Genomic DNA, 20,885 nt, shown 5'->3' on the forward strand with positions numbered 1-20,885 from the left:
GGGGGCTTGCCCCCGCTGGGTCGCGAAGCGGCCCCAGAATCAGCAACGGTAATTCTTCAGAAAGAACCCGTGGCCGGTTTTGCGGCTGCTACGCCCGAACGCGGACCGAGTCGAACGGGGGCAAGCCCCCTCGCCACAGCAAGCTCCCCCACCACAAAAAGCGCTCTAAACCTGGTTTCACCATAAAAAAGACAATCGGAGACACGTTGTAATGGCTTTGGATTTATTTGTTGTACTCATATATGCCGCCGGCATGCTGGTGCTCGGTTACTACGGCATGCGCAAGGCCAAGACCCACGAAGATTACCTGGTGGCCGGACGCAACCTCGGCCCGACCCTGTACATGGGCACCATGGCTGCCACCGTTCTGGGTGGCGCCTCGACTGTCGGCACCGTGCGCCTGGGCTATGTCCATGGCATCTCCGGCTTCTGGCTCTGCGCAGCGCTGGGTGTAGGCATCATCGCGCTGAACCTGTTCCTCGCCAAACCGCTGCTCAAGCTGAAAATCTTCACCGTTACCCAGATACTGGAAAAACGCTACAACCCGATGGCCCGTCAGGCCAGCGCGGTGATCATGCTGGCCTATGCGCTGATGATCGGCGTGACCTCGATCCTGGCAATCGGCACCGTACTGGAAGTGTTGTTCGGCCTGCCGTTCTGGATCTCGGTACTGCTCGGCGGTGGCGTAGTGGTGGTTTACTCGACCATTGGCGGCATGTGGTCGCTGACCCTGACCGACATCGTTCAGTTCGTGATCAAGACCGTCGGCCTGATGTTCATCCTGCTGCCGATCTGCCTGTACCGTGTGGGCGGTTGGGATGAGTTGGTGACCAAGCTGCCAGCCTCGAACTTCAGCTTCACCACTATCGGTTGGGACACCATCATCACCTACTTCCTGATCTACTTCTTCGGGATCCTGATCGGTCAAGACATCTGGCAGCGGGTGTTCACCGCCAAAACTGAAAAAGTCGCCCAGGTCGCCGGCACCGTCGCCGGGTTCTATTGCATCGCCTACGGCCTGGCCTGCGCCCTGATCGGTATGGCCGCTCACGTGCTGCTGCCGGACCTGGACAACGTCAACAATGCCTTTGCCGCAATCGTCAAAGCCTCTCTGCCGGACGGCATCCGGGGTCTGGTGATCGCTGCCGCGCTGGCCGCCATGATGTCCACCGCCAGTGCCGGTCTGCTGGCCGCCTCCACCACCCTGACCGAAGACATGCTGCCAAGACTGCGTGGCGGCAAACAGTCGAGCCTGAACATCAATCGCCTGTTCACCCTGCTGACCGGCATCGCGGTGCTGGGCATCGCCCTGGTGGTCAACGATGTGATCAGTGCGCTGACCCTGGCCTACAACCTGTTGGTGGGCGGCATGTTGATCCCGCTGATGGGCGCCATCTTCTGGAAACGTGCGACCACCGCTGGCGCCATCACCAGCATGGGCCTGGGCTTTGTCACCGCTCTGGTGTTCATGTTCAAGGATGGCCTGGATGCCAACACGCCGATCTACTACAGCCTGGCAGTCGGTTTGATCAGCTTCGTCGTGGTCAGCCTGTTTTCTCCTCGCCCGGTGGCAGTGGCAAACACGATCTAATCTGAGAATAGAAACGGCTTGAGTTTTTCTTCGACGGGTGCGGCGTCGGTGGCCGCACCCGTTTTTTTTCGCCTGAAGGAAACCTATATGAAAATCGTCAGCCGAGATCAATGGTTCGAAGTCAAAACCCTGAGCGACGGCGTGCGCTTGATTCACGAGCCGTACATCCGGCCTTTCTACCGCTGTAACCTGTGGCACATCCAGGGCCGCGACAAGGATCTGCTGGTAGACAGCGGCTCAGGGCTGGTCAGCTTGCGCGAGCAACTGCCCTGGCTCACCGAACGACCGCTGCTGGCAGTCGCCAGCCATACTCATTTCGACCACATCGCCGGCCATCATGAATTCCCCGAGCGCCTGGTGCACCCCGCCGAAGCGCAGATCCTCGCCCATCCCGATGGCGACAACACTTTGGCCACGGCCTTTGTCGGTGACGAGATGTTCGAAGCCCATCCGGATTGCTCGTTGTGCTACGCCGAATACCGGGTCAAGGCCGCCCCCGCCACGCGCTTGATCGAAGAGGGCGACGTGCTCGATCTCGGCAACCGCACCCTGCAGGTGTTGCACACGCCCGGCCATTCACCGGGAGGCATCAGCCTCTGGGAAGCCGCCAGCGGAACCTTGTTCAGCGGCGACATCATCTACGACGGCCCGTTGGTCGAAGATGCCTACCACTCCAACCTCGAGGATTACGCAAAAAGCCTGCAGCGCCTGCGCGAATTGCCGATCCGCACGGTGCACGGCGGACACTTCGCCAGTTTCTCCGGTGAACGCTTGCGCACGCTGATTGATGAGTGGAACCGGCAGCATCATTAATCTGTGCTGTACTGGCAGTTAGCGACTGCCGTTTTTGCAGGAAGACGGTACAAGGATCGCTAGCGTCATTTATGACAGCTATCGCAGTGCCCCCAGGACGGGTCAAGACATAACGCCAACCTCCCCCTGCACGAGGTGTGTATGTACCGTACTGAAACACCACGAATCATCTGCCGCGCCATCAAGAAACAGCCCCCGCCTCCCGCTTCACTCCTGAAAAAAACTGCTCGTGACGAGCAACACTTGAGCCGCGCAAGGAATCAACATGAATAGAGCAGCCGTGCGTGACGCCGTGCATCGCTACATTGGTCGTCTATTGGACGGCAAAGATGGATTTGATGATGACATGAGCCTGGAGCAGTTGGGGTTGGACAAGCAGGATATCGAGGAGCTGATCTTCCGTCTGGAAGACGAATTCGAGCTGAGCGCTTTTACGCGCGAGGAAGATCAGCTGCTCAAGTGCGCAATCACAGTCGATGACCTGTGCCGGTTTTTGCTGGAGATTTCCGGGCGTTGATATGCCAGGCGGTTAGGCAGTGGGGGCCCCAAAAGATCGCAGCCTGCGGCAGCTCCTACGGGGGATTGGGTGAATCCGTGAATCCGGGGGTGCGCGCAGTCGGGGGTATGGAGTTAACCGGATATTGCGGGTGTACCCGGTCGGCGTAGGAGCTGGCGCAGCCTGCGATCTTTTGGCGGACACCACAAACCCAGACCTGTGTACATCTGCGAGAGACTGATGAGGAAGTTCGGGCCTGGCTCCCGTTGATCAGTCAGCGGGAAACCGGGCCTTTTTTTGCAGGGTGCAGGGGTTCCCGCGCAGCAAGCAGGACGGCTCAGCCAGCGATCATTTACCGGCGGCGCTGCTGACGTCGACGCTGTTCGTCGTCTGTGCGGATTGGCACGGGTTGCAGAGGCGGTTCAATCAGGCCGAGAGCAACACCGAGGTCGTGGAGCCAGTTTTGAATTTTCTCTTTCATGGTGCCCCCTTCAGGGTAGTGCCGAGCGACCGGGATTCTGTAGCCGCTTCACACTGATAATAGTCCGAAGTCCTACGCAATGCTCGCTCGGTATGACAATGATCTGTTACAGAATTACTTAGAATGTGCCGGAGCATGCGCTGGCCCGCGCTTGCGCCGGTTGCACAGGGTTTGCTGCCTGTTGCAGTTCGATCCAGGCATTGAGGTTCGCGCCGACCATGCCCTTGCGCCACATCAGCCAGGTGGTGGCGCTGGCAAACGGCTCCGCCAGCGGGTGCACCGCCACACTTTCGCGCCCTGGCAGGCTGGCAAGCATCGACTCCGACATCAACGCCACACCGGAACCGGCAATCACACAAGCCAGCATTCCCGGATACGATTCGATCTCCATCGCCCGGCCCATGACCGCGTGATCATTGGCAAACCAGGCTTCCAGACGCATGCGGTACGAGCAGCCCCGACGAAAGGTAAACACCGAGCGCCCTTGCACATCCATGGCACTACGCACCGGCGGATGGTCGGCTTCGCTGATCAGCACCAGCTTCTCTTCGCACAGCGGCACCCCGTCGAGCCCGGCGAGTTCCAGCGGCCCATCCACCAGTGCCGCGTCGAGCCGCCCGGTAAGCAAGCCTTCCAGCAGCTCACCGCTGGGGGCGGACTGTACCTGCAGATTCACCGCCGGGTAGGCGCGATGATAACCCGCCAACAACGCCGGCAGATGAATCGCCGCGGTGCTATACATGGTGCCTAACACGAAATCACCGGCCGGCTGGCCGCCCTGCACCGCCGAGTGAGCTTCATCGTGCAAGGCGAATAACCGAGCAGTGTAGTCCAGCAGCACCTTGCCAGCGGGTGACAACTGCAAGCGCTGCCGCTCACGGACAAAGAGTTCGACACCCAATTGCTCTTCCAACTGCTTGAGCCGGGTCGACAGATTGGACGGCACCCGATGCAGCCGCTCGGCGGCCCGGGTGATGGAACCTTCCTCGGCCACGGCCTGGAAAATCCGCAATTGGCTGAACTCCACACTTTTCTCCAAACATGAACAAGTTACTCACTATTATTCATTTTTAAAGAAAGTCAATCAGCCCTAGCCTGACGGTCATTGTTCCTCTGTCGGAATCCACACCATGTCACCGCTGATTCGCTTACTCGCCAGTTTCATTGCCTTGATGATGGCCATGGGTATTGGTCGCTTCGCCCTCACCCCACAACTGCCGCACCTGCTCAGCGAAGGTCAGATCGACCTGACTGCCGCCGGGCTGATCGCAGCGGCCAACTACCTGGGTTACTTCATCGGCGCGCTGGACGCGATGTTCGCCCGCCACCCCGGGCAGGTGCGTCGTCGATTGTTCGGTGGCTTGTGGCTATGCGTGTTGCTGACGCTGGCTTCGTTCTGGGCCACGGGTTTCTGGGCGCATTTGCTGCTGCGTTTCGGCACCGGCGTGGGCAGCGCCTGGGTCCTGGTGATGATCACCTCGCTGAGTCAGCCGCTGGCTTTGGCTGCCGGTCGTCCACGGCTGGGGGCACTGGTGTTTGCCGGTCCGGGGCTGGGGATATTCCTGACTGGATTGCTGGCGCTGGGCTCGAATCTGCTTGGGCAAAGCTCGGCCACCCTGTGGCTGGTGTATGCCGCTGTCGGCTTGTTGATGCTGTTGGTGATTCTGCCGATCCTGCCGCAACCCGTAGCGAGCGTGACCGCGACGCCCATGGAGCTGACCTCGGGCAATGCCGCAATCCCTCGCCTGGGGCTGATCTACGCTTTGTACGGTCTGGGTTACATCATTCCCGCGACCTTCCTCTCGCAGATGGCTAATGCGCACTTTCAAGGGCAATGGCAGGCCGACCTGTTCTGGCCGTGCTTTGGCCTGGCCGCAGCCAGCGGCGTGGTGCTGGTCAGCTTGCGTCGGCCCAACCCGAATACCACCCGGCATTGGTTGATCGCGACCTTATGGCTGCAAGCCGCCGGAGTCTTCGCTTGCCTGCTGGGCAGCGGCCCGGGACTGGCGCTGGGAGTGATCCTCTGCGGCACGCCATTTCTGGCCTGCATGCAACTGGTGATGCAACGCTCGCGGGAACTGGCGCCCCATGCCACACAACGCAACGCCGGGCTGCTGACCGCCTGCTTCGCCATGGGCCAGCTCGGCGGGCCATTGCTGGCGGCGCTGAGCAGTCATTTCAGTGGCGGGTTGGCGCCGGCATTGATGATTGCCGGTAGCGGATTATTGCTGGGGGGCGCGCTGTTACTGCGCCCGGTCATTGCCCGAGAACTTTGCGCAAACGCCGGCGCACCCACTGTTCCGCGCTGACAAAGGTGATGCCGAGCAATACCAGCACGGCACCGACGATGAAGTTGAAACTCAACGGTTCATCCAGCAGCACTACCCCGAACGTGACGCCGAACAACGGCGTCATGAAGGAGAACACCGCGAGATTCGCTGCCAGGTAACGGCGTAACAACCAGAACCAGGTTAGGTAACTGAAGAACGACACCACCAGGCCCTGGAACAGTACACTGGCCACCGCCACCGTGGTCAGGCTGACATGGCTGATCTGCCCGCTCACAGCGGCAATCAGCAGCAGACCGACAAAGCCGACGATCAGTTGATAGAACAAGGTCAGGGTCGCCGGCGCTTCGGACAAGCGTGAAGCGCGCACCACCACGGTGGTCGCGCCCCAAGCCGCGCCGGCCAATACGCCCATGGCATCACCCAGCAGCATGCGCCGATCGAGATTGTCCAGCGACAAGCCACCGGCAAACGCAAAGCCGATGCCGATAAACGCGAGGAAAATCCCCAGCCATTGCAAGGGCCGAAGCCGCTCACTCGGTAACAGCCAATGCACGCCCAGGGCGGTAAAGATCGGCGCGGTGTAGAGGAATACCGACATGTGGGCCGCCGTGGTCAGTTGCAGTCCTTCGGCGATGAACAGAAACTCGATGCCAAACAGGCTGCCGGCGAGCAATCCGCCGCGCCAGGTGCTGCCGACCTGCTCCCAACCGCCCTTCCAGCAGATCAGCGCCGCCACCAGCACCGCCGCGATACCCGAGCGCCCGGCAGCCTGCATGACCGGCGCGATGTCCGCCGCCGCCCATTTGATCATCACCTGTTGCACGCCCCAGATCAGGCACAGACCGAGCATCACTTGCAGGGCAAAACCATCGGCGCTGCGCCGTGAAACACTCACCGCAGGACCTCGATGACAGACAAAAACATGGCGGTTACTCAGATCAGGATCAAAAGATCGCAGCCTGCGCCAGCTCCTACGCGGGGATTGCGTACACTCGATCAATCACGGGTGTACGGGGTCGGCGTAGGAGCTGGCGCAGCCTGCGATCTTTTCGGAGGATCAGCTCAATTCGATACGGTCGGCGTGAATGACGATCTGGCCGTTCTTGTAGAGCGCACCAATGGCCTTCTTGAAGTTGCCCTTGCTGACGCCGAACAAACCGCTGATCACCGCCGGGTCGCTCTTGTCACTGACCGGCAAGGTGCCGTTGTTTTCGCGCAACTTGCCGAGGATCTTCGAGTTCAGGCTGCTGGAGGCTTCTTCGCCAACCGGCTGCAGGCTCAGGCTGATCTTGCCGTCGGCACGAATCTCTTTGATGAAGCCTTTTTCTTCCTTGCCGGCGCGCATGAACTTGAACACTTCGTTCTTGTGAATCAGGCCCCAGTGCTTGTTGTTGATGATCGCCTTGAAGCCCATGTCGGTCGCTTCGGCCACCAGCAAATTGACTTCCTGACCGACCTGGTAGTTAGCCGGAGTCTTGTCCAGGTAACGATCCAGTCGCGCGGTGGCGGTGATACGGCGGGTGTGCTTGTCGAGGTAGACATGCACCACGCAGTACTCGCCGGCGGTCATCTGGCGCTTTTCTTCGGAGTACGGCAGCAGCAGGTCTTTGGGCAGCCCCCAATCAAGGAAAACCCCGATGCTGTTCACTTCAACGACTTTCAGACTGGCGAAGTCGCCGACCTGAACTTTTGGCTTTTCAGTAGTTGCGATGAGTTTGTCATCGCTGTCCAGATAAATAAAAACGTTGAGCCAGTCTTCATCTTCACTGGGAATATCTTTGGGAATATAACGATTGGGCAAGAGGATTTCACCGTCCGCCCCACCGTCCAGATACAAACCAAAGTTAGTGTGTTTCACCACTTGCAAGCTGTTGTAGCGCCCGACTAAAGCCATTTCCAATACCCTCATTGCGTGGGCGGCATTCTACCCGAGTTTGCCGGCACTGTTCTGCGGCCAGCCGGGTGGCCGATGAAAAACCTGCGGGCAGCCTGATTTTTTGGGCCTCAGGAACCCTTTTTGGCCCGCTCGTCAGGCCATTCAAGCGGTTTTACCCTCTCCAGACTTTACCCCCACCGCTAATCGCAACCAAGCTTTTGATATAAAACAGCAGCTTAGCCACTTATTTCCAAGATCAACTTATGACTGGTCAAGCGATAGCCTGAATTATTTCAGGAGGATATTTACCAAGCAATTGTCAAGTATTTCCTGTACGATGCGTGGCCAAGTTAATTTTCTACAGGTTAATGGCCGCCATGCGTGTAAAAGCATCCAACAGCAAAGCAAAGCCAGCTCCAGCCGTTGAAACCAGCGAATCGATCAACAGCCAGATTGCTGCGTTCCTCAAGTCCGGCGGCGAGATCCAGCAAATTGCCAAAGGCGTCAGCGGCCAGACTTTCGGCCCGTCCAAGCAGATCACCCTGGGCAAAAAGTAATACCTCGCGTCACCTGGTCCCTAAGCGCTTTGAGCTTCGAAGCGCTTGGACTGGAACCCTCCCGCAACACCCTCGCCATCTGCTCAATTTCCCATAAACAGACGAACAGCCCTCTCCCCCGAGGATTCGCCAGTATGCTTGCGCACGTCTAGATCGGGCGTATTCAAACCCGCCATTATGCTGGCCGGCACCCTGCTGGCTTGTTCCGTCGCCGACGGCGGCTATGTGAGCAGCGGCGGCGACTGCGTTGCCTACTCCGGGCATAACACTGAATGCGACAGCCTGCTCACGTTCAAGGCCGAACGCTCGTTTTATTGAATCGATGAACTGCCAGGTTCATTCTGGGATCAGATGCAGGACCTACGCATTCGCAAGGACTCGTCCATGGCGCGCCGGATGAAACACTTCACTTTGCTGCTGACGTTGAGCCTCGTGCTGTCCGGTTGTAATCGCGTCGGCCTGGCCTACCGCAACCTCGACATGATCATTCCATGGACGCTCAACGACTATCTGGTGATGAACAGCGAGCAAAAAAACTGGTTCGATGAGCGGCTCAAGGAACACCTGCGCTGGCACTGCAGTACCCAACTGCCCGACTACGTTGACTGGCTGGACCGCCTGCAGTCCATGGTCGAGAGCAATCAGGTCACCGAGGCTGGCCTGCACAGCCTCGCAGTGGAAGCCAGGCAGGCGATCGCCCAAACCGCCCGGGAAATCACCCCGTCGGCCATCGAGTTGCTTCGCGGTCTGGATGATCAACAGGTCAAGGAAATGAACGAGGCGTTCGCCAAGGACCGGCAAAAGCGCCTGGAGGCGTACCTCAAACCCACGTTGGAACAACAGATAAACCAGCGTGGTGAACGGATGACCAAACGTCTGACTACCTGGCTAGGCCCGCTCAATGCCAGCCAGCAACAACGGGTGATTGAATGGTCAACCTCGTTAGGCCCACAGAACCGGCAATGGATCGACAACCGCGCCCATTGGCAGAAGCAATTCAGTGCCGCTGTGGAGCAGCGTCAAAGCAGCGAATTCCCACAACGGCTCGAGCAATTGCTGGTCAATCGCGAGAGTTTGTGGACTCCTGCGTATCGCCAGGCCTTCAGTTCGACCGAACTTGCGGCCCGCAGGTTGTTCGTCGACGTGATGGCCCAAAGCACCTCGGCTCAACGCCAGTATTTAGTGCAGAAAATCGAGGGCGTGCGCAGTGATCTCAATGCGTTGACGTGTTTGAAGGCGGCGCAGCGGGGGTGATTTGGGGGCTCGCCACAGGGTTCAATACGTACCTTGTAGGAGCTGCCGCAGGCTGCGATCTTTTGATCCTGCCTTTGCGGTGGCCCCGAAAAGATCGCAGCCTGGCGGCAGCTCCTACGCTGACCGGGTACACCCGCAATGGGGTGGGTGTACACAATCCCCCTGTAGGAGAGAGCTTTCCCGCGAATACTTTTGCCACCCCACCCTCGGCCAATCAGGCAATCTGCGCCCTGGAAGCCACTTCATCAAAGATCACCGGATCCAGCGCATCCTGCTGCTCATCCAGCACCTGACGCGGGTGATCATTGCCTGGAATGCTGCTGTCGATCAGGCTGAGCAAACTCGAACCGCGTAAGGTCAGCACAAAGTTCTCGCCATTACCGCCCTCTTCCTCCGGCCGCGACTCTATGAAGCCGCGTTCAAACAGGAGCTTTTCGTATTTCGCCGCAGTGGTCTTCAGGTGATCCAGATTACCGAAAGGCTGACCATGGGCCGCCTTCTCCTCCGCATACTGCTCAGCGTAAGACCGTGGGGTAAAGCTGTGCCCGGCACCGTTCTGTACTTCATGGAGCAATCGTTCGATCAGCTCCCAGTTATAAGTCGTCATCCTGATTCAACCTCCAAGCATAAGAGATACAAGCCCTTCATAGGTTGTGACCGATGGCGCCGGCAGCCGTTCAGCCAAGGTTCCAGCCTGGTGATATCAAGCAAAAAACCGCCGGGCGCCTTGTCGATTTGAGCCCGGGCCAAACGACTAGGCTGTGTAAGCAGTCGCTTGGCAACGTACTGCAATTGTCAGAGGAGAAAAGATCATGAACAGCTTGCAAGAGCACAAGGTCGTGTCCCGAGAACAATGGCTCGCGGCACGCAAAGAACACTTGCTCCACGAAAAAGCTTTCACCCGGGAACGGGACAAACTCAGTGCCGAACGCCGCGCCTTGCCCTGGGTGAAAATCGATAAGCCCTACCGCTTCCAGGGCCCGAACGGCGAGCTGTCGCTGGCCGACCTGTTTGGAGGCCGCAGTCAGTTAGTCATCTATCACTTCATGTTCGGTGAAGGTTGGGACGAAGGCTGTCCCGGCTGCTCGTTCCTGTCCGACCACATCGACGGAGCCAACCAGCACCTGGTTCATCATGACGTAGCCGTGGTAGCGGTTTCCCACGCACCGTTCGGTGAATTCCAGGCCTTCAAACGGCGCATGGGCTGGAAATTCGACTGGGTCTCGTCTGCTGGCTGCGACTTCAATTACGACTTCGGCGTTTCGGCCAGGGCTGCCGACGTGGCTGCTGGCACCGCTACCTATAACTACGAAAAAACCGACGGCGCTGAAGAAGAATTACCCGGCCTGAGCGTGTTCTATCGCAACGACGCCGGCGAGATCTTCCACACCTACTCCACTTATGCCCGCGGTCTGGACCTGCTGGTCGGCACCTACAACTACCTCGACCTGACACCCAAAGGACGCAACGAAACCGAAATCATGGACTGGGTCCGCCATCATGATCTTTATGAAGAGCAATCAACCAAGGGGGCGTCCAGCTGTTGTTCCGAGTGAGCCAGATGGACCCTGCGTGTCAGCTCAATCGCCTTCGCGGGTAAGTCGGATTGCCGCACCGCCGCTCCCACATTATTGGATCACTGTCCCCCGGTGGGAGCGGGCTGGCCCGCACCCTTTACATTTCCGATTACGGCTCGTGCCTGAGGGGACTTCTCGCAAGGGAAAAGCCAGAGAGTCCAAACACACCTAAAAATGACCGATTGGTCAGATATTGAACTGAACCAAGAATTCTGGATATAAAAGCGGGCTCGAAACTTGCCGCTGTAAATATGAATATGTATCATTTAGTTTCAAATCAAGGGCGCAGGGAGTGCATTACCCCAATAAAAATAAGGTCAAGGCAATGCTTAAAATGCTACTCGTCTACGGTCATCTGCTGGCCACTTGTATTGCCCTGGGCAGGGTTTTACAGGCCGATCAAAAGCTTTGGAGTTGGCGCAAGGAAGCACTGAATCCAGTACAGCATCAGTACCTCGAAGAAACCCGGAAAATCGTTACCCTCGCGCTACTGGCCCTTTGGGGAAGTGGTTTGCTGTTGGTGCTTCAGGGCTACCTTGATGACGGGGCCGCCTATCTGCTCAATCAGAAGCTCTGGGCCAAGGTCACCGTTGTCGCGCTGCTGAGCCTGAACGGCGCATTGTTGCATCGGGTCGGTTTCCCACTGCTGCAAAAGGCTCCCTTCGTCCTGTTACCCGGCTCTGCCCGCACCCGCCTTGCTCTCCTCGGTGCGCTCTCCATGAGCGGCTGGCTATTTGCTGCTTTCCTGGGCGTGGCCCGAGCGTGGAATCATGTGTTGCCGTATCTCTATGTGATGGGGGCTTTCGTTGCGTTCTCGATGCTGGCTTGTATCGTGGCGCTAACGGTTGCCAGTACGGCGGGCGCTGCGAGCAAGGAAGAGCCCTCGGTGTCAGGCTGATCGAATCCATCAGAATCGAACCCTCGGGGGTGGGAAGAGTCGGGCTATGGCGCGTTATTCACCCGACTGGCTAATGGGAGTCCCCTGACCAGGATGAACTTTTCAGGCCGTTGAGCCCTCAACCGGATAACCGCCTTATCCGGAACCACGAGGCCTGCCCCATGAAAACCCTGCTGAAGATCACCCTCGCCGCCAGCCTGATCTGCGCCCTGCCCGCCTGGGCGGTCTGTACCCCGGATGAGGCCTTGGTCAAACGTGAGCAACTGGCCAAGGAGGTGGCCAAGATTACCGAGCAGAACCCGGCCAAAGCCAAAGAGATCAACGATGAGTTGCAAAAGATGGATCTGGGGACCGCGAGCAAGGACCTGCCTGACAAGTGCCAACTGATCGACAAGCGCCTGGAAGAGCTGTAAACCGCCGAGACCAAGGCCGACAGTTAATCTAAAAAAAACCGGACAACGTCCGGTTTTTTTTGAATCACCGCAGCGTTATTCAGCGGCCGGTGCTTCTGGCTTGCGACGCTTGAGCGGTGCCATGCCGTCCTTGCTGACCAGCGACAGGGCGTCGGTCTTCGGCCGGTTGGCAATCTTGCGTTTGGTCGGTGCCTTGGCGCCGGTTTTCTTCTTCTCGCCCTTGGCGTCGGTCTTTTTCTTCTTCACGCCAACGGCTTTGCCCGAGGACTTGACCTTTTTCGGTCCGCCGTAGGTGCCTTTGACTTCCTTGATGGTGCGACGCTCGAAGGTCTGCTTCAAGTAGCGCTCGATGCTCGACATCAGGTTCCAGTCGCCGTGGCAGATCAGCGAGATGGCCAGGCCATCGTTGCCGGCACGACCGGTACGACCGATACGGTGAACGTATTCGTCGCCGCTGCGCGGCATGTCGAAGTTGATCACCATGTCCAGACCGTCGACGTCCAGGCCGCGAGCGGCAACGTCGGTGGCTACCAGGATCTTCACGCCGCCCTGCTTCAGACGATCGATCGCCAGCTTGCGGTCTTTCTGGTCCTTGTCGCCGTGCAGGACGAACGCTTTGTATTCCAGTGCCACCAGGCGGCCGTAGATACGGTCGGCCATCGCGCGGGTGTTGGTGAAGATGATCGCCTTTTGATAGGTCTCGTTTGCCAGCAGCCAATTGACGATCTGTTCTTTGTGCTGGTTGTGGTCAGCGGTGATGATTTGCTGACGAGTCGTCGAGTTCAGCTGGCTGACCGCATTGAGTTGCAAGTGCTCAGGGTTGTTCAGCACCTTGGCGATCATTTCGCGCAGGCCCGAACCACCGGTGGTGGCGGAGAACAGCATGGTCTGCTGACGGCTCGCGCATTCATCGACCAGGCGTTGCACGTCTTCGGCAAAGCCCATGTCGAGCATGCGGTCGGCCTCGTCGAGTACCAGCACTTCGACTTCTTTCAGATCGAGGTTGCCGGCGTTCAGTTGCTCCAGCAAACGGCCCGGAGTACCGATCAGGATGTCCGGCACCTTGCGCAACATGGCGGCCTGGACCTTGAAGTCTTCACCGCCAGTGATCAGGCCGGACTTGATGAAGGTGAACTGCGAAAAGCGTTCGACTTCCTTGAGGGTCTGCTGTGCCAGCTCGCGGGTCGGCAACAGAATCACCGCCTTGATGCTGACGCGGATTTTCGCCGGGCCGATCAAACGGTTAAGGATAGGCAGAACGAAGGCCGCGGTTTTGCCGCTACCGGTTTGAGCCGTCACCCGCAGGTCACGCCCTTGGAGCGCGAGCGGGATAGCCGCTGCCTGCACCGGCGTAGGCTCGACAAATTTAAGCTCGGCCACGGCTTTGAGCAGGCGTTCGTGCAGGGCGAATTGGGAAAACACGGGTGCTACCTCGAGGAAATACAAAAAAACAGCTGCATAGGGTAACGGTTTCGAGCGCCAAGGCCGAGTTTCTTTGTGCAAACGGCAGCAAACAGATGCTTTTTTCTTAACTATTTGACTCCTGAACCTAACTTCGCCGGGCTTAAATGCTCTAATCGACCGGTCTCGTCCTGCAGAAGAATCGATTTAGCCCATGGATATCAAACAGCTCTGGCTCAACGCCCAAGACCTTTGGGGCGCCCTCGATCAGCATCCGCTGCTGCATTCCAGCCTGGCGCTGACGTTGCTGGTGGGGATCGCACTGGTCCTCGGACGAGTGGCACGCTACCTCATACTGCACGCGGTCAAATTGCTCGGCCGGCAACCGGCATTGCATTGGATCAACGATCTACGCCACAACAAAGTCTTTCACCGCCTGGCGCAGATGACGCCGTCGTTGCTGATCCAGTTCGGCCTGCACCTGGTGCCGGAGCTGAGCAAGACCAGCCTGGTGTTCCTCGGCAATGTCGCGCTGGCATTCAGCATCCTGTTCCTGGTGCTGGCCCTGAGCGCCCTGCTCAATGCCTTGCTGGATATCTACGCACGCACCGAACACGCCCGTACCCGTTCGATCAAGGGCTACGTGCAGCTGGCGAAGATGGTGCTGTTTGTATTCGGCGCAATCATCATCGTCGCAACCCTGATCGATCGTTCACCGCTGTTGCTGCTATCGGGCCTGGGCGCCATGTCGGCGGTGATTCTGTTGGTCTACAAGGACACCCTGCTGTCGTTCGTCGCCAGTGTGCAACTGACCAGCAATGACATGCTGCGGGTCGGTGACTGGATCGAAATGCCGCAAGTCGGCGCCGACGGCGATGTGGTGGACATCACCCTGCATACCGTCAAAGTGCAGAATTTTGATAAAACCATCGTCTCGATCCCGACCTGGCGCTTGATGTCCGAGTCGTTCAAGAACTGGCGCGGCATGCAGCAGTCCGGTGGCCGGCGGATCAAGCGCAGCCTGTATATCGATGCCAGTGGCGTGCGTTTTCTGCGCGATGAGGAAGAACTGAAACTGACCCAGATCCGTTTGCTGACCGACTACATCGGTCGCAAACAGGCCGAGCTCAAAAGCTGGAACGAAGCCCAGGGCAACGTGGCGGCGATGTCGGCCAACCGTCGGCGCATGACCAACCTGGGGACTTTCCGCGCCTATGCCCTGGCTTACCTCAAGAGTCACCCGGAGATTCAGCCCAACATGACCTGCATGGTCCGCCAGCTGCAGACCACTGCCCAAGGCGTACCCCTGGAGATCTACTGCTTCACCGGCACCACCGCCTGGGCCGATTACGAGCGGATCCAGGGCGATATCTTCGATTACCTGCTGGCGGTATTGCCGGAGTTTGGTTTAAGCCTATATCAGCAGCCGAGCGGTAACGACCTGCGCGCCGGGATGTTGCCCGCGGTGCTGGGGACGAGTTTTACCCCTCAGAGCGAACAGCGCTCGATGTAAGGCCCACAAAGACCGGCGCAGTACCGCATCAGCCTCTTCGCGGGCAGTTAAGACGTTACGCCAACCGTAGCAGCTGGCGAAGGCTGCTGCTACGGGGGACGTTGCTGAACCTGAAATCCCATAACTGCCTGGCATTGGGGCAATGCCCGCTCCCGCAAAAACGTGTAATCGCCGCAATTAAACAACTCAACGCAACAAACCCCCTATAAAAAATTTATCTACGCGTTTAGTGAATTTCACTATCTGCGCGCACACTTTTAATCTGTTTTCGGGAAATCCAAAGCGATAGCATCTGGCCATTCGCAAACTAATGATTAAAGGCGCTGACCGTGTTAGGGACAACTAAACTCTCAGAGAACTCTGTAAACAATCAACAGCGCCAAGACGTTAAGGCGTTGAAAGCCTTCGTCAGTGCCCCACACTTTTCTCAGCCAATCAGTTTTTTTACCAGCAGTCCTTATCAACGACCGTCTCGTGCCCAGGACATTACTGAACGCATTATCAGCAGTTCTCTGGAGCGCGATCAGCTCTCGAGCAACCACCATCTTCTGGCTCAACGAATCTTATTAAACATTTATGAACAAGACCTGGTTTTCTTGCCCAAGGCTCCTTTGACGTTAGACCTGCATGAGTTCAAAAGCTTTTATGACCCGGCATTGGTAGCCTGCGGAAAAACCATTCGCCCCGCCTTGGAAAATTATCTCTATCACTGGCTGGAACAAGAAATCCACGTCAATGGCCCTTGGTGCCTGGACTCATTCGTTGCTCATACAAACAAAGTACTCGACGACATCGCTCATTCAGACTCAAAACTTTATAGCGTATTGACCCACAGCAGTAACCCTCAACGGGCCGCGAAGTTTTTCCTTACCCAATGTGCCGGGGACTTCCTCAGCGAAGCATCCGCCATGGCGCGTAATGTTCTAGGCAACGGCGGCGAGTACACCAGCGAGCTGTTCAAAATCCTGATTGACGAATATGGCTACGGTATCGACAAGAGAAAACACAGTACGATCTTCGAAGACCTGCTGAAGGAACTGGACATGCCTCATCACGTCCATCACTACTGGCAGTTTTATACCGCTGGCTCTCTTTCACTGACCAACTACTTCCATTATGTGTCGGCCAACCACGGCGAATTATTTCGTTATATCGGCGCCATGTATTACACCGAAGCCACTCTGGCGCTCACCACCAGGCACCAGTCCCGTGCGATCAAGGAAATTTTCAATGGCAGCGTCTCCACGGAGTACTTTGACGAGCATAACCATATTGACGTGCACCACGGAAGAATGGCCTTGGAACGCTTGATCATTCCGATGATCAAACAATTCGGCGGCAAAATCATTCCGGACCTCATCCGCGGTTTCGAAGAGTTCAAACTCCTTCAAGACATCGCCGACGAAGAGTTGTACGCGCACATCAAATGGCACGACGAACTGGATATCTATCGCGCGCAAGCCACCGCGCTATACGGCACCCGGCCTCCGGACAGCATCTTCACTGAAAACAAAAACGAACTGTCAGTACTGCACACCCACGCTAACGATGAGCTGTTCTGGGTAGAGTCCGGAGATTTGAATTTCGTTGTGAGCCCGGAGTTGTCCGTTCAGCTAAAAGCTGGAGAAGGCATTGTCATTCCCAAGGGAATGATTCACGGGACTTACATAACCAGCAACATCTGCACCTACACTGTTACCGCCCTCTGAGCAGGCACAGCCAATGAAAGCCATCACCCTGGATATTGCCAACGCCAACTATGTCGCTGTGGATGACAAAACCTATTTTCTCAACAGGCGACACAACTCCACTCAACTTCTGCCCACCGCCTGTCCTCATCGAGGCGGCCCTTTGCATCTGGGGGAAATGACCACCGATGGACAAGCCGTGATCTGCCCCTGGCACGACAACAAATACAAAGTTTGCAATCTGGAGAAAAAATCGTTGCCCACCGTCCGTGTCGGGAGCGTTATCAGCACCGTCGTCGGTGATAACGAACGGTGCGTACCTTTAATTAACATCTCTCGATATAACTGACAGGGCCTATGACTAATAAATCAACACTTCCCGCGTTCTACTCTATCGTGACCCTGTTTACCGGCCTGGACATGGCCATTGTCATCGCAATGGTCTGGTTCGGCCTGGAGACCACCGGCTCGACTTTTCTGGTCGGTGTCACGTTGTGTGTTGCGACCGTGGTTCCTTATGCATGTGAACACTATATCGGTAAGTTCATCACCATTGAATTGAGCATGAAACGGCTGCTCTATATTCGGCTGATCGCTTTCGCGGCCATTCTCGGACTTTCGTTCACTGATGCGGTCCTGTTACCGATTGGTTTCCTGAGTATCGCTTTCCTGGTCGGTGTCACCGACTACTTCACCATCAGCACGCTGGAATCGAAGAATACCAAGCTGGTGCTCGCCGGGTTTACCAATAGCGACACCTCTGCGCGACTGATGCAGACCTCGATCCAGATCGGCGCCTTCGGCGGCGCATTGCTGGGAGGCGTCATCGTTGACGTTTTCTCGGTCAATCAGACCCTGCAGATCATCAGCATCGCGGCGATTGCCTGTTTGGCGGCGATCCTGCTGGTTTCTGCAACCCCCTCACCGCTCAAGCAAGACGAAGCTCCAGGCATTGCCGCCACCACAACACTTCAACTGCCGAGAAACCTTTATATCCTGATCATCGTCCTGAGCATGATCGGCTTCCATATCGGGGCGTTTAATAGCCTGGTTCCTATCGTCTTTCAAAAGCTCAACGAGTGGAACGCGACACTCTTCGGCGTTGCCAGTGGCCTGGCCGGGCTGGGCGCATTCAGCGCCGCCGTGTTGCCGCAACTGAAACTCAAAAGTCATGGCGCGGTGCTGATCATCATTCTCGCCGATGTGGCAATCGTCTATTTCCAGAGCTTCTATCTGATGATGGTCGCGGCGTTCATCCTCGGCTTTTGCATTAACAGCTTGAGAATCCAGCTTCGCAAAACCCTCATCGAGTCAGCAGCCAATGACCGGGTTGCCGACTTGATTGCCTCAAAAAGCTCGCTCTATTACCTGCTAGTCAGCGGTTCGGCCCCCATGATTCTGACTTTCTTCACCACCAACAGCTTTCTGGGTCTGGAAGGCGCTCGAGTCTTGATGATCGTTTCCGCTGTGCTTCTGGGGTGTGCTGTATTGGCCTGGATGATGAGCCGGGAAGTTTCACCCGCAACAACCGCTGATTAAGGAGTTCCCGACATTGAAAACAGTTCTTATTGTTGACCCGTTCTCCACCGGAAAGCTGTACGCGCCACGCCTCAACTCCCAGGGTGTTCGCTGCATCGCTATCATTTCCACCCCCCAACTGCCCAAGCACTTCATCAGTGATCTGGTGCAAGAAAACTTCGACGAAGTTTTCCAGTGGGAAGAGAGCTTGCTCAGCACGCTGGAAGACATTCCTATAACGGCGATAATCGCCGGGTGCGAAACCGCCATTTATCTCACCGACTACCTGACCGAACTGCTTGATGTAAAAGGCAACAGCCGAATCACCAGTGACTTGCGGCGCAACAAGTTTTCCATGCAAGAAGCGCTGAAGCGCCAAGCCCTGCCTCACATCAGCTCTCGAATTTTAAGCTCGAAATCACAAATCCCCGGCTTTCTGAAGTCAATAGACCCTGAGCTTAAATACGTCATAAAACCGCTTAATTCCGCAGCGACGCAGGGTGTGGTTTTTGCCGAGGGACTGGAGCACGTCGAAGCAGCATTGACCAACGCTGCCTGGCAGCAAGAGAACGATCTGGGCGAAATCAATCTCGGCTTTATTGTTCAACCCTTTATTTGCGGCCCGGAATACGTGGTTGATATGGTTGCGTTTAACGGGACATACATCATTGCTTCGGTGTGCAAGTACGCAAAAATCCATAAGAACAGCAGCATGTTTGTCTACGAAAGCCTGGACACCCTTGATCCTGCTGACAACAGCCTGAAACCGTTGCTCGACTACGCAAAACTGGCCGCCGCCGCATTGGGTATCAAGGTAGGCCCGATTCACATGGAAATAATCTGGTCCGACGCAGGTCCGGTGATGATTGAGGCGGGCGCTCGCCTGCATGGTGGAATAGCTCCGCAATTATTTGAGAAGGTGTACCAACCCGACCTGCTTTCACTTTCCGTAGATTGCTACCTGGGTCGCTCGGCCCCTGAAGGAATGAGCTCATCCAGACAAGTTGTCCATGGGAAAATCGGATTCTTCTGCTCTGATGAACAACGCACCTTTGAGGGCCCCGGCGACGCAACATTGACCTGCGCAACAGAGGATGTCGCGTATGGCGGCCACCGGTATTTCATTGCCCCAGGTGACACCACTGAAGTGACAATCGACTTTGCCACGTGCCCGGGTTTGTTTTGGCTATATCACCCGGATGCCGAACAACTCGAAAGAAGTGCACAAAACTTACGCCTTCTGCTATGGCGTTAATGAGAGAGCTATGACGAATCGTTTAATCATCCAGAAATCCGCTGCTGACATCGGTGTCAATAATGCCTGTGCTGCAATTATTCAAGGCATAACGGTGTCTTCCGACCGCAGCTTCCTTCCGCTTCTGACTGCCAACCTGAACCATGTTGCTTCTCGACTTTACAAGCTTGGCACGAACAGAATCTATATGGGCTTCTCCCAGCAACTGCAAAAGCTCGGCTATTACAACACCGTCAGCGCAAACGAAAAAATCCTCAAGAGCTTCATCTCCAAAGGTATACGACCGATCAACAACATTGTTGATGCTTATAATGCGGTTGCCATCCGCAATGGCGTAAGTATCGGTGTGCATACCTATAACCAGGCGAATGACATCCACGTATTTCGCTCTGAAAAACCCATGAGCTTTCGACCGCTTTTTTCAAAAAAAGAAGTCACCATTCCCACCGGCGACCTGGTTTACACCTCAGGAGGCTCACCGTTGGCCAGCATCGGCAAAATAGATGCCGACGCTCATGACTTCAGGTTGACTGACGAGTCTTCAAGTTTGCTGGTAGTGGTGCTAGGCCACGAAGACACCCCCCATGCCTTCAACCAGGCAGTCATTGAGGAGTTGGTCAATTCTCTACGGGAGAAAATGTCCAGCTTGAGCTATCACTTTCTGGAGCGGGTTCTGGTTCAAGAGGTTAAATAAAACCTCGGATTCCAGACACGTTTTTTGGGCGACAGGTACGGGGGCTTTCCTTTTTTGATGTCATCATTCAAGGAATCCCCGCCCTGGATTCATATCGAATCAGCGCAATTGATCTATCGCCAGGCTTTCAATACAGGGTTGACGATCACCTCGTCGACTTGTTCGATCTTCAGAATCTTCTCTTTCAGCACCATCAACTCCTCGAAGCTTTTATATTTAACTTCGAGCATCATGTCGATATCGCCAAACAAAGAGTACGCGTGGGTTATTTCGGCATACCCGTGTATCTGCGGGAAGACCAGATGACAGCTACTGCCAATAAGCTTCAATACTAAAAAAGCCACTTGCTGACGTTCGACATCCTCTTTGGCAACATTGATGGTAAAACCTAAAATGACCCCCTTATCTATCAACTTTTGAACTCGCGACTCCACCGCCGTTCGCGACTTGTGAACTTGCCGTGACAGCGCCGACAAGCTGACCCTGGAGTCATCTTTCAACGCTGCAATAATAAGCTCATCAATTTTGTCCACTTTGCAGCCCCTTACATTAATCTTTTTTTATAACAG

At 56.4% G+C, this 20,885-nt stretch carries 22 protein-coding genes and 1 pseudogene; 16 read left to right on the top strand and 7 right to left on the bottom strand.

All coding sequences use genetic code 11. The features are described 5' to 3' along the window. Nucleotides 1-211: 211 nt before the first annotated feature. The 3 genes from AC3IUA_RS21525 (at nucleotide 212) to AC3IUA_RS21535 (ending at nucleotide 2,921) form a co-directional block, all read left to right on the top strand. On the top strand, nucleotides 212-1,591 hold the full coding sequence (locus AC3IUA_RS21525) for a sodium:solute symporter family protein (protein WP_489356926.1): 1,380 nt from the start codon (nucleotides 212-214) through the stop codon (nucleotides 1,589-1,591). An 87-nt stretch (nucleotides 1,592-1,678) separates the two neighbouring features. Then, nucleotides 1,679-2,404, top strand: coding sequence for an MBL fold metallo-hydrolase (locus tag AC3IUA_RS21530; RefSeq protein WP_489356927.1), 726 nt, complete (start codon nucleotides 1,679-1,681; stop codon nucleotides 2,402-2,404). A 265-nt stretch (nucleotides 2,405-2,669) separates the two neighbouring features. Then, on the top strand, nucleotides 2,670-2,921 hold the full coding sequence (locus AC3IUA_RS21535) for an acyl carrier protein (RefSeq protein WP_489356928.1): 252 nt from the start codon (nucleotides 2,670-2,672) through the stop codon (nucleotides 2,919-2,921). Between the two features lie 331 nt (nucleotides 2,922-3,252). Here AC3IUA_RS21535 and AC3IUA_RS21540 read toward each other — a convergent pair whose 3' ends face one another. Both AC3IUA_RS21540 and ptrR read right to left on the bottom strand, forming a co-directional pair. Next, a complete protein-coding gene (locus AC3IUA_RS21540) occupies nucleotides 3,253-3,381 on the bottom strand; it encodes a PA1414 family protein (protein WP_007914492.1) in 129 nt (42 codons plus the stop codon). Nucleotides 3,382-3,499: 118 nt separating this feature from the next. Then, nucleotides 3,500-4,408, bottom strand: a complete 909-nt coding sequence (gene ptrR / locus AC3IUA_RS21545; RefSeq protein ID WP_489356929.1) for a putrescine utilization regulator PtrR — start codon at nucleotides 4,406-4,408, stop codon at nucleotides 3,500-3,502. 103 nt (nucleotides 4,409-4,511) lie between these two features. On the opposite strand from ptrR, the gene AC3IUA_RS21550 reads away from it, so the two are divergent. Then, complete coding sequence (locus AC3IUA_RS21550) at nucleotides 4,512-5,690, top strand: MFS transporter (RefSeq protein ID WP_489356930.1); 1,179 nt, start codon at nucleotides 4,512-4,514, stop codon at nucleotides 5,688-5,690. On the opposite strand, the gene AC3IUA_RS21555 is transcribed toward AC3IUA_RS21550, so the two are convergent. Together AC3IUA_RS21555 and AC3IUA_RS21560 are read right to left on the bottom strand one after the other, a co-directional pair. Then, complete coding sequence (locus AC3IUA_RS21555; protein ID WP_489356931.1) at nucleotides 5,638-6,567, bottom strand: DMT family transporter; 930 nt, start codon at nucleotides 6,565-6,567, stop codon at nucleotides 5,638-5,640. The two genes, AC3IUA_RS21550 and AC3IUA_RS21555, sit on opposite strands and share 53 nt — an antisense overlap. A gap of 162 nt (nucleotides 6,568-6,729) precedes the next feature. Continuing rightward, nucleotides 6,730-7,566, bottom strand: a complete 837-nt coding sequence (locus tag AC3IUA_RS21560; RefSeq protein WP_489356932.1) for a CvfB family protein — start codon at nucleotides 7,564-7,566, stop codon at nucleotides 6,730-6,732. Between the two features lie 350 nt (nucleotides 7,567-7,916). Between AC3IUA_RS21560 and AC3IUA_RS21565 the strand changes: the two genes are divergently transcribed. From AC3IUA_RS21565 to AC3IUA_RS21575, 3 genes and pseudogenes are all read left to right on the top strand, one after another. Next, entirely contained in the window at nucleotides 7,917-8,105 is a 189-nt protein-coding gene (locus tag AC3IUA_RS21565; RefSeq protein ID WP_172668627.1) for a hypothetical protein, read from the top strand. A gap of 231 nt (nucleotides 8,106-8,336) precedes the next feature. Continuing rightward, nucleotides 8,337-8,423: pseudogene (locus AC3IUA_RS21570) on the top strand (TorF family putative porin); the annotation flags it as partial. Nucleotides 8,424-8,489: 66 nt separating this feature from the next. After that, nucleotides 8,490-9,359, top strand: coding sequence for a DUF6279 family lipoprotein (locus AC3IUA_RS21575; protein ID WP_489356933.1), 870 nt, complete (start codon nucleotides 8,490-8,492; stop codon nucleotides 9,357-9,359). Between the two features lie 214 nt (nucleotides 9,360-9,573). Here the strand turns inward: AC3IUA_RS21575 and AC3IUA_RS21580 are convergent, their stop codons facing one another. Then, nucleotides 9,574-9,966 (bottom strand): transcriptional regulator, encoded by a 393-nt coding sequence (locus tag AC3IUA_RS21580; RefSeq protein ID WP_489356934.1) that lies wholly within the window; start codon nucleotides 9,964-9,966, stop codon nucleotides 9,574-9,576. A 205-nt stretch (nucleotides 9,967-10,171) separates the two neighbouring features. Between AC3IUA_RS21580 and AC3IUA_RS21585 the strand changes: the two genes are divergently transcribed. The 3 genes from AC3IUA_RS21585 (at nucleotide 10,172) to AC3IUA_RS21595 (ending at nucleotide 12,247) form a co-directional block, all read left to right on the top strand. Next, a complete protein-coding gene (locus AC3IUA_RS21585) occupies nucleotides 10,172-10,915 on the top strand; it encodes a DUF899 domain-containing protein (RefSeq protein WP_489356935.1) in 744 nt (247 codons plus the stop codon). Nucleotides 10,916-11,261: 346 nt separating this feature from the next. After that, nucleotides 11,262-11,834 (top strand): hypothetical protein, encoded by a 573-nt coding sequence (locus AC3IUA_RS21590; protein WP_489362423.1) that lies wholly within the window; start codon nucleotides 11,262-11,264, stop codon nucleotides 11,832-11,834. Between the two features lie 161 nt (nucleotides 11,835-11,995). Next, the gene (locus AC3IUA_RS21595) at nucleotides 11,996-12,247 is read left to right on the top strand and encodes a hypothetical protein (protein WP_489356936.1); all 252 of its coding nucleotides are present in this window, start codon (nucleotides 11,996-11,998) and stop codon (nucleotides 12,245-12,247) included. A 75-nt stretch (nucleotides 12,248-12,322) separates the two neighbouring features. Here the strand turns inward: AC3IUA_RS21595 and AC3IUA_RS21600 are convergent, their stop codons facing one another. Next, complete coding sequence (locus AC3IUA_RS21600; protein ID WP_489356937.1) at nucleotides 12,323-13,669, bottom strand: DEAD/DEAH box helicase; 1,347 nt, start codon at nucleotides 13,667-13,669, stop codon at nucleotides 12,323-12,325. Between the two features lie 193 nt (nucleotides 13,670-13,862). Here AC3IUA_RS21600 and AC3IUA_RS21605 point away from each other — a divergent pair, with 193 nt between their 5' ends. The 6 genes from AC3IUA_RS21605 (at nucleotide 13,863) to AC3IUA_RS21630 (ending at nucleotide 20,316) form a co-directional block, all read left to right on the top strand. Beyond that, nucleotides 13,863-15,161 carry a mechanosensitive ion channel family protein gene (locus tag AC3IUA_RS21605; RefSeq protein WP_489356938.1) on the top strand — a complete coding sequence of 433 codons (1,299 nt, stop codon included), beginning with the start codon at nucleotides 13,863-13,865 and terminating at the stop codon, nucleotides 15,159-15,161. A gap of 329 nt (nucleotides 15,162-15,490) precedes the next feature. Beyond that, nucleotides 15,491-16,870: an iron-containing redox enzyme family protein gene (locus AC3IUA_RS21610; RefSeq protein WP_489356939.1), complete on the top strand. Its 1,380-nt coding sequence runs from the start codon at nucleotides 15,491-15,493 to the stop codon at nucleotides 16,868-16,870. A 13-nt stretch (nucleotides 16,871-16,883) separates the two neighbouring features. Then, entirely contained in the window at nucleotides 16,884-17,198 is a 315-nt protein-coding gene (locus AC3IUA_RS21615; RefSeq protein ID WP_489356940.1) for a Rieske 2Fe-2S domain-containing protein, read from the top strand. Between the two features lie 8 nt (nucleotides 17,199-17,206). Beyond that, nucleotides 17,207-18,388 (top strand): hypothetical protein, encoded by a 1,182-nt coding sequence (locus AC3IUA_RS21620; RefSeq protein WP_489356941.1) that lies wholly within the window; start codon nucleotides 17,207-17,209, stop codon nucleotides 18,386-18,388. A 13-nt stretch (nucleotides 18,389-18,401) separates the two neighbouring features. Then, nucleotides 18,402-19,622, top strand: coding sequence for an ATP-grasp domain-containing protein (locus AC3IUA_RS21625; RefSeq protein WP_489356942.1), 1,221 nt, complete (start codon nucleotides 18,402-18,404; stop codon nucleotides 19,620-19,622). Nucleotides 19,623-19,632: 10 nt separating this feature from the next. Then, nucleotides 19,633-20,316, top strand: coding sequence for a phenylalanine--tRNA ligase beta subunit-related protein (locus AC3IUA_RS21630; protein ID WP_489356943.1), 684 nt, complete (start codon nucleotides 19,633-19,635; stop codon nucleotides 20,314-20,316). A 113-nt stretch (nucleotides 20,317-20,429) separates the two neighbouring features. Here the strand turns inward: AC3IUA_RS21630 and AC3IUA_RS21635 are convergent, their stop codons facing one another. Next, nucleotides 20,430-20,849: an Lrp/AsnC family transcriptional regulator gene (locus AC3IUA_RS21635; RefSeq protein WP_489356944.1), complete on the bottom strand. Its 420-nt coding sequence runs from the start codon at nucleotides 20,847-20,849 to the stop codon at nucleotides 20,430-20,432. Nucleotides 20,850-20,885 lie beyond the last annotated feature (36 nt).

This window comes from Pseudomonas sp. KH_050 (genome assembly GCF_057838875.1).

Bases quoted from the DNA above. Each gene is read 5' to 3' on its own strand.
- AC3IUA_RS21630 (WP_489356943.1), top strand. From the start codon at position 19,633: ATGACGAATCGTTTAATCATCCAGAAATCCGCTGCTGACATCGGTGTC.
- AC3IUA_RS21585 (WP_489356935.1), top strand. From the start codon at position 10,172: ATGAACAGCTTGCAAGAGCACAAGGTCGTGTCCCGAGAACAATGGCTC.
- AC3IUA_RS21525 (WP_489356926.1), top strand. From the start codon at position 212: ATGGCTTTGGATTTATTTGTTGTACTCATATATGCCGCCGGCATGCTG.
- AC3IUA_RS21590 (WP_489362423.1), top strand. From the start codon at position 11,262: ATGCTTAAAATGCTACTCGTCTACGGTCATCTGCTGGCCACTTGTATT.
- AC3IUA_RS21615 (WP_489356940.1), top strand. From the start codon at position 16,884: ATGAAAGCCATCACCCTGGATATTGCCAACGCCAACTATGTCGCTGTG.
- AC3IUA_RS21595 (WP_489356936.1), top strand. From the start codon at position 11,996: ATGAAAACCCTGCTGAAGATCACCCTCGCCGCCAGCCTGATCTGCGCC.
- AC3IUA_RS21550 (WP_489356930.1), top strand. From the start codon at position 4,512: ATGTCACCGCTGATTCGCTTACTCGCCAGTTTCATTGCCTTGATGATG.
- AC3IUA_RS21535 (WP_489356928.1), top strand. From the start codon at position 2,670: ATGAATAGAGCAGCCGTGCGTGACGCCGTGCATCGCTACATTGGTCGT.
- AC3IUA_RS21620 (WP_489356941.1), top strand. From the start codon at position 17,207: ATGACTAATAAATCAACACTTCCCGCGTTCTACTCTATCGTGACCCTG.
- AC3IUA_RS21565 (WP_172668627.1), top strand. From the start codon at position 7,917: ATGGCCGCCATGCGTGTAAAAGCATCCAACAGCAAAGCAAAGCCAGCT.
- AC3IUA_RS21530 (WP_489356927.1), top strand. From the start codon at position 1,679: ATGAAAATCGTCAGCCGAGATCAATGGTTCGAAGTCAAAACCCTGAGC.
- AC3IUA_RS21560 (WP_489356932.1), bottom strand. From the start codon at position 7,566: ATGGCTTTAGTCGGGCGCTACAACAGCTTGCAAGTGGTGAAACACACT.
- AC3IUA_RS21580 (WP_489356934.1), bottom strand. From the start codon at position 9,966: ATGACGACTTATAACTGGGAGCTGATCGAACGATTGCTCCATGAAGTA.
- AC3IUA_RS21540 (WP_007914492.1), bottom strand. From the start codon at position 3,381: ATGAAAGAGAAAATTCAAAACTGGCTCCACGACCTCGGTGTTGCTCTC.
- AC3IUA_RS21575 (WP_489356933.1), top strand. From the start codon at position 8,490: ATGGCGCGCCGGATGAAACACTTCACTTTGCTGCTGACGTTGAGCCTC.
- AC3IUA_RS21605 (WP_489356938.1), top strand. From the start codon at position 13,863: ATGGATATCAAACAGCTCTGGCTCAACGCCCAAGACCTTTGGGGCGCC.